The sequence below is a fragment of the Microbacterium sp. BE35 genome (assembly GCF_031457705.1).
GTDB classification, from domain to species: Bacteria; Actinomycetota; Actinomycetes; order Actinomycetales; family Microbacteriaceae; genus Microbacterium; species Microbacterium trichothecenolyticum.
In genome coordinates this window covers 164,826-178,741 of sequence record NZ_JAVDXD010000002.1, presented here as the reverse complement: position 1 = coordinate 178,741, position 13,916 = coordinate 164,826, and the positions used below count along the sequence as shown (strand labels likewise).

The window sequence follows — 13,916 nt, the reverse complement described above, 5'->3', positions numbered from 1 at the left end:
CGGCCGCATGAGGCCCGTCGGCTGGTCGGCCCGACGACAGGGCGAGCTGCGGGGATGGATCGCGGCGGGATGGGGCGCCCTCGGGGTGCTCGCCGTCCTCGTGCTGTGGGAGCTGTACAAGTTCGCCGGGCCGAGCGAAGGCTTCATCGTCGGCGCGGTGCCGGGAGAATCCGGCTCGGGTGTCATGCTCCTACCCCGCACGCACGACCGCGCGATGCCGCACGTGTGGGACATGGCCGCGCGCCTGTTCGCCCCGACCAGCGGCGGCGACACCCCACCGCTGTGGGTCTCGGTGGCGGGTGCGGCGCTCGTGACGCTCGGGATCGCCGCCGTCGGGTGGCTGATCGGCGTCGCCGTGGGCGCGGTGCTGGGTCTTGTGATGCAGCGCTGGCGGTTGCTGGAGTGGGGGCTTCTCCCTTGGATCGTGGTGAGCCAGATCGTGCCGCTCATCGCCTTCGCGCCCGTCGTCAACGCGATCGGCAACCAGATCGACCGCGGCGGCGGCACCTGGCCGCAGTGGCTGTCGGTCGCGGTCATCGCGTCGTACCTCGCTTTCTTCCCGGTCGCGGTCGGCGTGCTGCGCGGACTCGCGTCGCCGGACCGCATCCACCTCGACCTCATGAACAGCTACGCCGCCGGCTACTGGGCGACCCTGCTCCGGCTGCGCCTTCCCGCCGCGGTTCCCCACCTGCTGCCGGCGCTCCGGCTCGCGGCCGCGAACGCGGTGCTCGGCGCCGTCGTCGCCGAGGTGTCGATCGGCATGCGCGGAGGCATCGGCCGCATGCTCATCCAGCTCGCGGGCCAGGCCTCGTCGGACCCCGCGGCGCCGTGGGGTCCCACCTTCGGCTCGATCGCACTCGGCCTCATCGCCGCCGGCTCCGTCGCCCTCATCGGCCTCGGACTCGCCAACTACCGCAGAGGAGAAGCGACCGCATGACGGAGCTCGCAGTCCATGCCGCCGGCGTCGGGAAGGTCTTCCCGACGAAGACCGGGGAGGTCGTCGCACTGACCGACGTCGAGCTCGAGGTCTCGGCCGGAGAATTCGTGTCGCTCATCGGTCCGTCGGGCTGCGGCAAGTCGACCCTGCTGCGACTCATCGCCGACCTCGACCAGGCGACGAGCGGCACCCTCGAGATCTTCGGCAAGCCCGCCAAGCGCGCCCGCATCGACCAGGACTACGGCATCGCGTTCCAGCAGGCCGGACTCCTCCCCTGGCGTACCGTCGGAGCGAACATCGGGCTCCCCCTCGAACTCCACGGCACCGGCAAGGCGGACCGGGCCGCACGCATCGCGGAGCTCGCGGAGCTCGTCGGCCTCTCGGACTTCGTCGACCGCTACCCCGATCAGCTCTCCGGCGGCATGCAGCAGCGCGTCGCGATCGCGCGGGCGCTTGCCGCACGGCCGAAGCTGCTCCTCATGGACGAGCCGTTCGGCGCGCTCGACGAGATGACGCGCGAGCGCCTGCAGTCCGAACTCACGCGCATCGCCGCCGAGACCTCCGCCGCCGTGGTGTTCGTGACCCACTCCATCCCCGAGGCGGTGTTCCTGTCCGACCGCGTCGTCGTGATGAGCCCTCGACCTGGCCGCATCACCGACGTCATCGAGACGGGCCTCGGCGATGTACGCGACGAGGCCTTACGCGAATCCACCGGGTTCTTCGACCGCGTCACCGCGGTCCGAGAGGCGCTGCACGGCACTCCGGTCACGAGGGCGAGCGAATCATGACCGATGCGGATGCTGCGACCACGATGCTCCCGGCTCCACCGGAGCCGTCCGGCAACGCGCCGCGGCCGATGCCGGCAGAACGCGAGCTTCCGGGCTGGCTGAAGTGGGTGGCGCCCATCGTGGTCGGCATCCTGATCCTCGCGATCTGGATCTTCTGGGTCGACGTTCTCGGCACCGCGCCACGCATGCTGCCGAGCCCCATCGCGATCGCCGAGGAGTTCGTGAGGCGCTTCCCGATCATCCTCGACGACATGAAGATCACGGCCACGAATGCGCTGATCGGCCTCGTCGTCGGCTCGCTCCTCGCGCTGCTCTTCGCCGGTCTCGCCGCGGCCGCCAAGCCCGTCGACGGCATGCTCGCACCCCTCGTGTCGGCACTGGCCGTGATCCCGATCGTCGCGGTTACGCCGATCCTCAACACGATGTTCGGCGCTTCCAGCCAGTTCGGGCGCCAGGCAGTGGCGACGATCGCGGCCTTCATCCCGGTGTTCGTCAACGTGCTGCGAGGGCTCAGGCAGACCCGCCCGGTGCACCGCGACCTCCTCCGCGCCTCGGCGGCCTCAAGCTGGCAGACCTTCCGCGTGCTGACGCTTCCGACGGCGCTGCCGTACCTCATGACGGGCCTGCGCATCGCGAGCTCGCTCGCCGTGATCGCCGCGCTCGTGGCCGAGTACTTCGGCGGCCCCGCCGACGGCATCGGCACGGCGATCGCCACCTACGCGAAATCCGGCCGCGCCGCACTGGCGTGGGCGTACGTGCTGGGCGGCATCATCATCGGCCTCGTGTTCTTCCTCGTCACCTCGCTCCTGGAGCGGCTCGCGACGAGGCGGTCGTCGGCCTGAAGAGTCCCGAAACCGAGGGAAGACAACGCACCACACGAAAGGAACGCAATGAGACACAGCATCAGACGCGGCCTGGCCGCAGCATCCGTGTTCACCGTCGCGGCACTCGCGCTCGCGGCGTGCGCCGGTTCCGGTGACTCCGCCGACGACGGGGGCGGCGGGAGCGAGGACTTCGAGCCGCTCACGTCGATCAAGCTGCAGCTGCAGTGGCTGCCGCAGGCGCAGTTCGCGGGGTACTACGTCGCCCAGGAGAAGGGCTACTTCGAGGAGGAGGGCTTCGACGAGGTCGAGATCGTCCCGTCGGGCGGCGACATCGTGCCACAGGACGCGCTCGTCGCCGGCGACGTCGACTTCGCCATCGCGTGGGTTCCCAAGGTGCTCGGCACACTCGAGGCCACCGGCGTCGAGCTCACCGACATCGCACAGGTGTTCCAGAAGTCCGGCACGCTGCAGGTGTCGTGGAAGGGCGACGGCATCGAATCGGTCGCGGACTTCGAGGGCAAGCGGATCGGCTCGTGGGGGTTCGGCAACGAGTGGGAGATCTTCGCGGCGATGGCCGCGGAGGACCTCGACTCGACCACGGTGTCGATCACCACGCAGGACTTCTCCATGAACGCCCTCCTGGACAGGGACGTGGACGCCGCCCAGGCGATGACGTACAACGAGTGGGCGCAGATCCTCGAGGTCGTGAACCCCGCCACCGGGGAGCTCTACCAGCCCGAGGACTTCGATGTCATCTCGTACGAGGAGACCGACGGGGCCATGCTGCAGGACGCCATCTGGGCCGACACGCAGCGCCTCGAGGACGACCCGGCGTACGCCGACGCCGCCGTGCGGTTCCTCAAGGCCGTCACCAAGGGCTGGATCTTCGCGCGCGACAATCCCGAGGAGGCCGCGTCGATCGTCTACGACATCGCCTCCAACGCCGAGGCGGCGTTCCCCGTCGGCCCGGTGCACCAGCAGTGGCAGATGAACGAGGTCAACAAGCTCATCTGGACGGGCGCCGACTTCGGCCTGGTCGACAAGGCCGCGTGGGACAAGACGGTCGCGGGCGCGCTGTCGGCGAAGAACCAGGACGACCTCGAGCTCATCACGACCGAACCCGCCGCCTCGGCCTACTCGAACGAGTACATCGAGAAGGCGCTGGCCGCGCTGAAGGACGAGGGCGTCGAGGTCGCCGGCGAATACACGCCGATCGAGGTCACCCTCACCGAGGGCGGCCAGTAGGTCAGAGCGCGTTTCGTCTCGCTCGTTCCTCGCCCGCTCAACGACCGGTGTTCTCGGGCGTTGAGCGGGCGAAGCGAGACGAAACGCCCTTGACCCGCCGACGGAGAAAGGGAAGCGTGGCCGCATGACCGAAGACCTCGACGCCCTCGCGAAAGACCTGGATCGCGAGTATGTGTTCCACTCGTGGTCCGCGCAGGCGGGCCTTGACCTCCCTGTGATCGCCGGCGGCTCGGGCGCCGTCGTGTGGGACCATGCCGGCAATCGCATGCTCGACTTCTCGAGCCAACTGGTCAACGTGAACATCGGGCATCAGCATCCTGCTGTCGTCGCCGCCATCCGCGAGCAGGCCGACGAGCTCGCCACGATCGGCCCCGCCACCGCGAATCTCGCCCGCGGACGCGCAGCGCAGCGCATCCTCGACAAGGCTCCCGACGGGTTCGCGAAGGTGTTCTTCACCAACGGCGGCGCCGACGCGATCGAGAACGCCATCCGGATGGCCCGGCTTCACACCGGTCGCGACACGGTGCTGTCGACGTATCGCTCGTACCACGGCAACACCGGTGCGGCGATCGTCGCGACGGGCGACTGGCGCCGGATGCCGAACCAGTTCGCCCGCGGACACGTGCACTTCTTCGGGCCGTTCCTCTATCGCACCGAGTTCTGGGCGACGACCCCCGAGGAGGAGTCCGAGCGGGCGCTGCAGCACCTCGAACGCGTCATCCAGTCCGAGGGGCCGTCCACGATCGCGGCACTGCTGCTCGAGTCGATCCCCGGCACGGCCGGCATCATGCTGCCGCCGCCGGGCTACCTCGCGGGCGTGCGGGCGCTGGCCGACAAGTACGGGATCGTCCTGATCCTCGACGAGGTCATGGCGGGGTTCGGTCGCACCGGCCGCTGGTTCGCGTTCCAGGGCTACGACGTCGTGCCCGACCTCATCACCTTCGCGAAGGGCGTGAACTCGGGGTACGTGCCGGTCGGCGGCGTGATCATCTCACCCGAGATCTCGGCGACGTTCGACGACCGCGTCTTCCCCGGCGGACTCACGTACTCCGGTCATCCCCTGGCCGCGGCATCCATCATCGCCGCCATCGACGCGATGGAGTCGGAGGGCATCGTCGACAACGCGCGCCGCGTCGGCGAGGACGCGATCGGGCCCGGGCTCGCGGCGCTGGCGGAGAAGCATCCGCTCATCGGCGAGGTGCGGGGCGAGGGCGTGTTCTGGGCCCTCGACCTCGTGACCGACCGCGAGAGCCGCGAGCCGGTCGGTGCCGACGTGATCGGACGCCTCAAGAAGGAGCTCACCTCGCGGGGCCTGCTGCCCTTCGCCGCGGAGAACCGCATCCACGTCGTGCCGCCCTGCGTGGTGACCGACGGGGAGGTGCAGGAGGCGATGTCGATCTACGATGAAGCCTTGACGAGAGTCGAAGGCGACCTCGCGTGACACGTGCACGCCCTCTCACGAGGAGGGCTTCCGAAGGAGGAACACGATGACTGACACCCTGCCGCGCACCGAGACGGCGGTTCTCGACCACTGGATCAACGGCGCGCCCTGGGCCGGGGCATCCGAGCGCACCGGCCAGGTGTTCAACCCCGCACTCGGGACGGTCCAGAAGGAGGTGCGGTTCGCGTCGCGCGAAGACGTCGGAGAGGCGGTGGATGCTGCGTCCGCGGCGTGGCTGCAGTGGCGCGACGCCTCGATCGCCAAGCGCCAGGGCGTGCTCTTCGCGTTCCGCGAGCTGCTCAATGCCCGCAAGGAGGAGCTCGCCGAGATCCTCACCGCGGAACACGGCAAGGTGCTCTCCGACGCGCGCGGCGAGATCGCCCGCGGCATGGAGGTCGTCGAGTTCGCGTGCGGTCTCGGGCACCTGACCAAGGGCGCGTACTCCGAGAACGTGTCGACCGGCATCGACGTGTACACGCTGCGCCAGCCGCTGGGCGTGGTCGGCATCATCAGCCCGTTCAACTTCCCGGCCATGGTGCCGCTGTGGTTCTTCTCGATCGCGCTCGCCGCCGGCAACGCCGTCGTGCTCAAGCCCTCCGAGAAGGACCCGACCGCCGCGAACTGGCTCGCGGGCCTGCTCACCGAGGCAGGACTCCCCGACGGCGTCTTCAACGTCGTGCACGGCGACAAGGAGGCGGTCGATGCGCTCCTCGAGCACCCCGACGTGCGGGCGATCTCGTTCGTCGGCTCGACCCCGATCGCCAAGTACGTCTACGAGACCGCGACCTCGCACGGCAAGCGCGTGCAGGCGCTCGGCGGCGCGAAGAACCACATGCTCGTCCTCCCGGACGCCGACCTCGACCTCGCCGCCGACGCCGCCGTGAACGCCGGCTTCGGCTCGGCCGGCGAGCGCTGCATGGCGATCTCGGTCGTCCTGGCGGTCGACACCGTCGCCGACGCGTTCGTGGCGAAGGTCGCCGAGCGCATGGCAGGCCTCAAGGTGGGCGACGGCACCCGCGGCTGCGACATGGGCCCACTCATCACGGGTCAGCACCGCGACAAGGTGACGTCGTACCTCGACGTCGCGGACGCCGACGGCGCCTCGGTCGTGGTCGACGGACGCGATGTCGAGATCGACGGCGACGAGAACGGCTTCTGGCTCGGTCCGACCCTGATCGACAACGTGCCGACGACGTCGACGGTCTACTCCGACGAGATCTTCGGACCGGTGCTGTCGGTCGTGCGTGTCGAGGGCTACGAGGAGGGCCTCGGCATCATCAACTCGAGCCGCTACGGCAACGGCACCGCGATCTTCACGAACGACGGCGGTGCTGCCCGCCGCTTCCAGCGCGAGGCGACCGTCGGGATGATCGGCATCAACGTGCCGATCCCCGTCCCGGTGGCGTACCACTCGTTCGGCGGCTGGAAGGCATCGCTGTTCGGCGATGCGAAGGCGTACGGCCCGCACGGATTCGAGTTCTTCACGGCCGAGAAGGCGATCACCTCGCGGTGGCTCGACCCCTCGCACGGCGGCATCAACCTGGGCTTCCCCCAGCACGACTGACGCCGAGCCTCGCTCGTTTGAGCGAGCTTGCGAGCCGAAACGTCCTCGCACCCGCGCACTGCGCCGGGTGCGAGGACGTTTCGTCTGGAGGCGCCAGAGCGCCCTCCGCTCAACGACCGGGAGGAGGGACGGGGGCGAACACCGTCACGGCGCGCGGCACGGCGATGCACCGCAGGGTGAAGCCTCCGGGAGCGCGCTCCTCGAGCTCGCCGTCATGGACGAAGACGGACGGATGCCCCGGCTCGGGCCGCACGTGAAGCTCGAGCTCTCGCACCACGAACCGCTCGATGTCGGCGTCGCGCGGGTACAGCCCCACCGCGCGCATCACGGCCGCGGAGCGCTTGCCGAACGCGAGCGACGCGAAGGCGCGGACCTTGGATCCGCGCGCGTGGTGGATGCGCACATCCAGCGCGCCGGCGTCCGCCTCCTGCCGCTGCATCGTGGCGACACGGTCGGGATCGTTGCGGCCGACGCTCACGAAGACCGACCAGACCCGGGCTCGCCTGCCATCCCGCACGATGGTGAGCGGCTCGGCCCGCCGCAGCGCGACCGCTGTGGCGACCGCGCCGCCGATCCACTTGCCCAGGCTGCTGCGGCGCTCGCGCTCCTCGATGAGCTCCGGGTAGGCGCCCACCGACACCACGTTGAGAACCGTCATGGGGTCATCGGAGTCGGCGGTCGCCTCGGCCACGCCGACGTCGACGGTCGAACCCGCCTCGTAGGCATCGATCGCGATATCCACGCTGTCGACACCGAGCGCCCGGACGAAATGGTTGAACGTTCCGCCGGGCATCGCCAGCAGCGGGCGATCGTGCTGCCGTGCGAGGTGCGCCATGCGCGACACCGAGCCGTCGCCGCCGTAGACGCCGAGCACGTCGGGGGCGGGATCCGATCGCGTCGCCGCCGCGACGACGTCGGCGAGGTCCTCGCCCTCGCCGAGCTCGTGCATTTCTGCGGCCGGAAGTCGTTCGGCGAAGGTCGCCGCGGGATCCGACCGGATGACCGCTGAGCCGGACAGCGCGTTCCGCACGATGAGCAGACCACGGCCGTCGGAGCGTGTCCTGAGGTTCATGTCGCGAGAGTACCGAAGCGGGATCGGCCGAACCGGGGCTTGCGCCGAGGCCCGCGATCTGTCGCCCGGTCTCAGGCGGGGAGGATCGGGCGGTTCTCGTAGAAGGTCTGGAGCACGACGGTCGTACGGGTGTTGACCGACGCGGCGGCGCGGATGTCGCGGATCAGCGACTCCAGATGGCGCGGGGTCGCGACCCGCACGAGCAGGATGTAACTCGCGTCGCCCGCGATCGAGTGGCACGCCTCGATCTCGCTGAGGTGCTCGAGGAGCTCGGGCGCATTGTCGGGCTGGGCGGGGTCGAGCGGCGTGATCTCGACGAACGCCGCGAGCGGCTTTCCGACGGCCTCGGCGTCGACGAGGGTCCGGTAGCCGGTGATGACGCCGCGGCTCTCGAGCCGGCGCAGCCGCGCCTGCACGGCCGACACCGACAGTCCGACGGCTGCTGACAGGTCGGCGAGAGTGGCGCGGGCGTCCTGCGACACCTCGCGCACGATGGCGGCATCGATCGCGTCATCCAGGGCGGGCATGGCTCGACTCTAGCCGCGTGGACAGGAAAATTTCCTGCCTGATCACGCAGCCAAGGGAACTTCTCTAGAATCGGGAGGGAAACCGCACTCGAAGATCGGAGGTTCACCATGTCCAGCAGCACCCTTCACACGTCGAAGGCGATCGTCGGCGAACCCGAGGTCGTCGAGGACGCCCGCACGGCAGAGACCAGCGACGCCTGGTTGCGCCTCAAGGCCGCGGCGACCGCGATCCAGAGCCTCCAGGTGCAGGACGGATCGATTCCGGATGCTGCCGCCCACGCCGAGGCACGCGCTCTGGTGACCGAGATCACCGGCGGCATCCGCGCGCTCGCGCCCGCCTTCCCGCACGATGCCGACTACCTCTCCGCGTCGGTGCGCGACTTCGAACGCTGGATGGACCAGGGCTTCGGCGTCCCGGATTTCCTCGATTCGCTCGCAGCCTTCCAGCCTCAGCAGCAGCGGGCCGACGGCATCCGTCATCTCGTCGTGTTCCCGATGTACACGCAGAACGGCTCGCGCGACCGCCACGTCGAGGCCGTGCTCGTCGAGGTGATCTGGCCCGAGTTCATCGCGCAGCTCGAGGCCGGCGACTACGGCAACAAGCTGTTCGTGTCGCTGCGGTTCGTCGACTTCACCCCCGGGTACGACACGAACTCCGCGGTGCTGTTCCCCGAGACCGTCGCGATGCGCGAGATCCCGACCTTCACGTGGGGCGCGATCTTCCAGGACCGCGAGGCCGCACGCTACCGCCGCGTCGTGCGTGCCGCCGCCGACATCACCAAGCTCGATCTCCCCGCCGACGCCGCGCGCATGCTCGACGACCAGGAGCTCACCGAGAAGACGTTCGTGATGTGGGACATCATCCACGACCGCACCCACATGCGCGGCGACCTGCCGTTCGACCCGTTCATGATCAAGCAGCGGATGCCGTACTTCCTGTACTCGCTGGAAGAGCTGCGCTGCGACCTCACCGCGTTCCGCGAATGCGTCGCGATCGAGAAGCGCCTCGCGGCCCGGGTCGAGGCGGGCGACACGCTCGATGCCGCCGAGGCCGAGATGCTCGAGCACGCGAAGCTCGTGCAGTACGCGGTGATCTTCGACCGCATCTTCCGGTTCTCGATCACGGGCTCGCGCGTGCGCAACTACGACGGACTCGGCGGACAGCTCCTCTTCGCGTGGTTGCACCAGCGAGACGTGCTCCACTGGACCGACACCGCGCTCGCCTTCGACTGGGACGACGTGCCCGCCGCGGTGATCGCGCTCGGCGAGGCGATCGACGATCTCTACTGGCGCTCCATCGACCGGCCGAAGACCGCGCACTGGCTCGCCGCCTACGATCTGGTGCGCGGCACCCTGACGCCGAACCCCGCCTCGCAGTGGGCCCGGGGTCTCTCCGACGAGATCCTCGCCGGCGCCCCGAAGGGGTATACCGACGCGGTGATGGACGACGAGTTCCCGCTGTCGATGTTCTTCGAGGCGCTCGACAAGAAGATGAAGCCGGTCATCGAGTCGACCGCCGGGATCACCGGGCAGGATTCCTGACACCGACGGAGCGTTCTCGGCGGGGCTTCGCTGCTCGCCGAGAACGCTCATTCGCGACGTGGAAGGGTGGAGACATGAGCGTCTCGAACAGACTCGTGATCATCGCCGGCGCGACCAGCGCGTCGGGCCTCACCGCCGCACGCGTCCTTCGCGACGCCGGCGCGCGCGTGGTGGCCGTCGGGCGCGACGCGGGCAAGCTGCGCGATCTGGTCGATTCCCTGGAGACGGATCGCGCGTCCCTCGCCGGCGGCGCACCGGGGACGGTGCGCACCGAGGTGTGCGAGCTAGGTGACGAGACCGAGGTGGAGGCGCTGGCTGAGCGCGTCCACGCGACGGACGGACCTGCCGACGGGGTGCTGCATCTGGTGGGGGGCTGGCGCGGCGGAGGCGGCCTGGCGGGGCAGACCGACTCCGACTTCCGCTTCCTCGAGGGCTCCCTCACGGCGCTGCGCCACGTGAGCCGCGCGTTCGACGCCGATCTGCGGGCCTCCGAGGCGGGCAGGCTCGCCGTGGTGTCGTCCACGGCCGTGGCGCGTCCGCTCGCCGGAGGCGCCAACTACGCCGCGGTGAAGGCGGCGACCGAGGCATGGGCCCGCGCCGTCGCGCAGGGCTTCGCGAAGGACGCCCGGGACTCCGGGAAGCAGCCGGCCGCGGCATCCGTGATCTTCCGTGTGAAGAGCCTCGACGGACTCGAAGGAGCGCTCGCGCAGCGGTTCGCCGACCTCTGGCTCGCCGATGCCGCCGACATCAACGACACCATCGTCGAGCTCAGCGACCCCTCGCGGTGACGGCGGCCTGCCCGCCGCCGGCGAACTAGATTGGACACCCGTGACCACGATCCACGACCCGAACCTGCGCGGCTTCGCCAGCGACAACTACTCCGGCATCCACCCCGAAGTGCTCGCGGCGATCGCCGCCGCCAACGACGGCCACCAGGTCGCGTACGGCGACGACGTCTACACCGAGCGTCTGCAGGAAGTGATGGCCCGCCACTTCGGCGAGGGCGTCGAGGCGTACCCGGTGTTCAACGGCACCGGCGCGAACGTCGTCGGCTTGCAGTCGATGCTCCCCCGCTGGGGCGCGGTGGTCTCGGCCGGCACGGCGCACATCAACGTGGACGAGGGCGGCGCGCCCGAGCGCGTCGCCGGCATCAAACTGCTGACCGTCCCGACGGACGACGGCAAGCTCACCCCGGAGCTCATCGACCGCGAAGCGTGGGGCTGGGGCGACGAGCACCGTGCGCAGCCGCTCGCCGTGTCGATCACCCAGTCGACCGAGCTCGGCACGCTGTACACGGTCGACGAGATCACCGCGATCGCTGACCATGCCCACAGCCTCGGCATGCACCTGCACATGGACGGCTCGCGCATCTCGAACGCGGCGGCGTCCCTCGACGTGCCGTTCCGCGCGTTCACGCGGGACGCCGGCGTCGACGTGCTGAGCTTCGGCGGCACCAAGAACGGTGCGATGCTCGGCGAAGCAGTCGTGGTGCTCAACCCCGAGGCGTCGACGGGGCTCAAGTTCCTCCGCAAGCTCGACATGCAGCTCGCGTCGAAGATGCGCTTCGTGTCGGCGCAGCTGCTCGCCCTGCTCGAGGGCGACCTGTGGCTGCGCAACGCCTCGCACTCCAACGCGATGGCGCAGCGCCTGCGTGCCGGCATCGAGGCGGGCCTGGCCGACGGGTCGATCTCGGGCGTCGCCTTCACCCAGCCGACGCAGGCGAACGGCGTCTTCGCCACCCTGCCCGACGGCGTGGCCGACCGCCTGCGCACATCCTTCAAGTTCTACGACTGGGATGCGGCGAAGAACGAGGTGCGCTGGATGTGCAGCTTCGACACCTCCGAGAACGACATCGACGCCTTCCTCGCGGCCATCGCCCGCGAGACCTCGGCCGCCTGACCCCGGGCGCCGTCGCCGCTCAACAGGTCAACCGGGCTTCTGCAGGTGCATGCGCCGCAGCCGCTCCTGCAGAACCCCGGTTGACCTGTTGCAGCCGTGGGATGGATGCCGCACACCCGAGCATCCTCGGTCGCCTCAGCGAGCGAGGAACGCGGTCGAGCGAGCTTGCGCATCGAGACGCAGAGACGAAACGCGCCTGACCTTGCGCAAGGTCAGGCGCGTTCGTATTCGGGCGCGGAGCGCATTGCGCTCACGGACCGGGGTCAGCCGTCGTGGTGCTCGCCTTCGTGGTGGTCGCCCTCGGCTGGCTCATCGTCCCCGTGCTCGCCCTCGGCGTGCTCGCTCTCGGTCTGCTCACCGTCCCCGTGCTCGCTCTCGGGTTCAGCGCGCTCGCCGTCCGCAACCTCGGTCTCGGCGACCGCAGCCTCGACGTCCGCGACGGCCGCAGCATCCGTGCCGTCCGTCTCGGCCTCGTCGCGCGGGGCAGAGTCTTCGGCCGATGCGAGGGGGGTCTCGGGGCGGATGAGCTCCTTGACCTCGGCCATGAAGCTCATCAGCTGGTGCTGCTGCCAGCGCAGCTGGCGGGTGCGGTCCTCGGCATCGCGCAGCACGGACTGCGAGTGCGTGGTGACGAGGTCGATGATGCGCTCGGCCTTCACGTGGGCGCGGTCGAGGTGCTCGCGGGCGCGCAGCTGCGCGTCGGCCTCGATCTGCTGCGACTGGGCCCGCATGAGGCGCTCGAAGTCCTCGGCCTTCACCGAGACTCGCTGCGCGTGCTCGAGCGACGCCGACACCTGCTCGTTGGCGTCCTGCGTGATGCGCTCGGCATGGGCGACGGCCTGATTGTGCAGCACGAGGAACTCCTGGTGCGCGTCATCCTGGCGGCGGGTGAGGGATGCCTCGAACTCGAGGGCGCGCAGACGCAGCTCGCGCACCGTCTCCTCGGCCTCGGCGCGGTCGCGGGCGGTCTCGCGGGCGACCGTCGAGCGCAGCACTGCCGCGCCCTTCTCGGCCTCGGAGCGGATGGCGGCGGCCTCGCGCTCCGCCTGCGACACCTTCTCGGCCGCATGCGCCGCCTCGCGCTCGAGGCGCGCCTCGTGCGCCGTGAGCTCGGTGTCGATCTTCAGCCGGATCTGCTGGGCGTCGTGCTGGGCCTGCGAGACGATGCCGTCGGCCTCGGCCTGCGCGGAGGCGCGGCGGGTCGCGATCTCTTCGCGAGCGGCCTCGAGCAGACGGTCGCCCTGGATCGTCGCGTTGCGGATGAGCAGGCTCGCCTGGTCCTCGGCGACGCGCAGCACCTCTTCGAACTGCTGACGGTTGGGCGACTCCGTGGTCGCGCCGACGAGCTCGTCGCTGAGAGTCTGCACCCGCTGCTCGGCGTCGGCGATCTTGGCGTTCGCGAGCTCGAGCTCACCCTGCAGTCGCTGGACGGCGTCGCCCCCTTCTTCGCGGGCGGCGGATGCCTCGGCCACGACGCGCTCGAGGTCGGCCCGGCGCGACTGCTCAGCCTCGGCGAGAGCCGCCTCGAGGCGCTCGATCTCCGCGTCGCGGGCGGCGAGAGTGGCGTCGATCTCCGAGAGACGCGCAGCGATGGCGGCATCGACCTCGGCCTCTCGCGCCTCGGCAACCGCCTGCAGCTCCGCTTCGAGCCGCTCCGCCTTCGCGCGACTCTGCGCCACGGCGGCGCCGGCTCGACGCTGGTGCTGCTTGAGCTGCGCGGCCTCGTCTTTGGCCGCGCGCGCCATGGTGTCCAGTCGCGCGATGGCGGCGTCGACCTCATCACGGTCGTACCCGCGGAAGGACGTCGTGAAGCCGGCGACCACGGTCGGTGACGAGGTCGCCCCGAGGAGGCTCTCGAAGGAGGATTCCTCCGGACCGTTGCTGACGGCAGGGACGGGCTGGTGGTCGGACATCGAAGCTCCGGTTCAAGATCGCGCGGTGTCGTCGGGCAGGAGCGGCTGTGCACGCGCCTTTCCGGCTCGGCCCCAGACCGACGAAGAGAAGCGAACGCACCCTGACAGACACGACACCTTGGGGGGGACATGGCGCACCGAATCTGCAGATCGGGTAGCAGAAC

General features: G+C 69.9%; 12 protein-coding genes. 9 read left to right on the top strand and 3 right to left on the bottom strand.

What is annotated here, in order from left to right; translation table 11 throughout:
• Window positions 1–7: 7 nt before the first annotated feature.
• The 6 genes from J2Y46_RS07090 to J2Y46_RS07065 all read left to right on the top strand — a co-directional run bounded on the left by J2Y46_RS07090 (window position 8) and on the right by J2Y46_RS07065 (window position 6,799).
• Window positions 8–937, top strand: coding sequence for an ABC transporter permease (locus tag J2Y46_RS07090; RefSeq protein WP_045301407.1), 930 nt, complete (start codon window positions 8–10; stop codon window positions 935–937).
• Window positions 934–1,725 carry an ABC transporter ATP-binding protein gene (locus J2Y46_RS07085; RefSeq protein ID WP_045301405.1) on the top strand — a complete coding sequence of 264 codons (792 nt, stop codon included), beginning with the start codon at window positions 934–936 and terminating at the stop codon, window positions 1,723–1,725. The genes J2Y46_RS07090 and J2Y46_RS07085 overlap by 4 nt, the downstream gene beginning before the upstream one ends.
• Window positions 1,722–2,567: an ABC transporter permease gene (locus J2Y46_RS07080; RefSeq protein WP_084695714.1), complete on the top strand. Its 846-nt coding sequence runs from the start codon at window positions 1,722–1,724 to the stop codon at window positions 2,565–2,567. Before J2Y46_RS07085 ends, J2Y46_RS07080 begins: the two co-directional genes overlap by 4 nt.
• Window positions 2,568–2,615: 48 nt before the next feature.
• Window positions 2,616–3,794, top strand: a complete 1,179-nt coding sequence (locus J2Y46_RS07075; RefSeq protein ID WP_045301402.1) for an ABC transporter substrate-binding protein — start codon at window positions 2,616–2,618, stop codon at window positions 3,792–3,794.
• A gap of 124 nt (window positions 3,795–3,918) precedes the next feature.
• Window positions 3,919–5,235: an aspartate aminotransferase family protein gene (locus J2Y46_RS07070; RefSeq protein WP_310241290.1), complete on the top strand. Its 1,317-nt coding sequence runs from the start codon at window positions 3,919–3,921 to the stop codon at window positions 5,233–5,235.
• A 46-nt stretch (window positions 5,236–5,281) separates the two neighbouring features.
• Window positions 5,282–6,799, top strand: coding sequence for a CoA-acylating methylmalonate-semialdehyde dehydrogenase (locus J2Y46_RS07065; protein ID WP_310241288.1), 1,518 nt, complete (start codon window positions 5,282–5,284; stop codon window positions 6,797–6,799).
• Between the two features lie 109 nt (window positions 6,800–6,908).
• Here the strand turns inward: J2Y46_RS07065 and J2Y46_RS07060 are convergent, their stop codons facing one another.
• Both J2Y46_RS07060 and J2Y46_RS07055 read right to left on the bottom strand, forming a co-directional pair.
• Window positions 6,909–7,871: a diacylglycerol kinase family protein gene (locus tag J2Y46_RS07060; RefSeq protein ID WP_310241286.1), complete on the bottom strand. Its 963-nt coding sequence runs from the start codon at window positions 7,869–7,871 to the stop codon at window positions 6,909–6,911.
• A 71-nt stretch (window positions 7,872–7,942) separates the two neighbouring features.
• Window positions 7,943–8,398 (bottom strand): Lrp/AsnC family transcriptional regulator, encoded by a 456-nt coding sequence (locus J2Y46_RS07055; RefSeq protein WP_084695713.1) that lies wholly within the window; start codon window positions 8,396–8,398, stop codon window positions 7,943–7,945.
• Between the two features lie 108 nt (window positions 8,399–8,506).
• On the opposite strand from J2Y46_RS07055, the gene J2Y46_RS07050 reads away from it, so the two are divergent.
• From J2Y46_RS07050 to J2Y46_RS07040, 3 genes are all read left to right on the top strand, one after another.
• Entirely contained in the window at window positions 8,507–9,940 is a 1,434-nt protein-coding gene (locus J2Y46_RS07050) for a DUF6421 family protein (protein ID WP_310241284.1), read from the top strand.
• Between the two features lie 74 nt (window positions 9,941–10,014).
• On the top strand, window positions 10,015–10,728 hold the full coding sequence (locus tag J2Y46_RS07045) for an SDR family oxidoreductase (RefSeq protein WP_310241282.1): 714 nt from the start codon (window positions 10,015–10,017) through the stop codon (window positions 10,726–10,728).
• A gap of 40 nt (window positions 10,729–10,768) precedes the next feature.
• Window positions 10,769–11,839, top strand: a complete 1,071-nt coding sequence (locus J2Y46_RS07040; RefSeq protein ID WP_045301390.1) for a low specificity L-threonine aldolase — start codon at window positions 10,769–10,771, stop codon at window positions 11,837–11,839.
• A 263-nt stretch (window positions 11,840–12,102) separates the two neighbouring features.
• Here J2Y46_RS07040 and J2Y46_RS07035 read toward each other — a convergent pair whose 3' ends face one another.
• Window positions 12,103–13,752: a DivIVA domain-containing protein gene (locus tag J2Y46_RS07035; protein ID WP_310241279.1), complete on the bottom strand. Its 1,650-nt coding sequence runs from the start codon at window positions 13,750–13,752 to the stop codon at window positions 12,103–12,105.
• Window positions 13,753–13,916 lie beyond the last annotated feature (164 nt).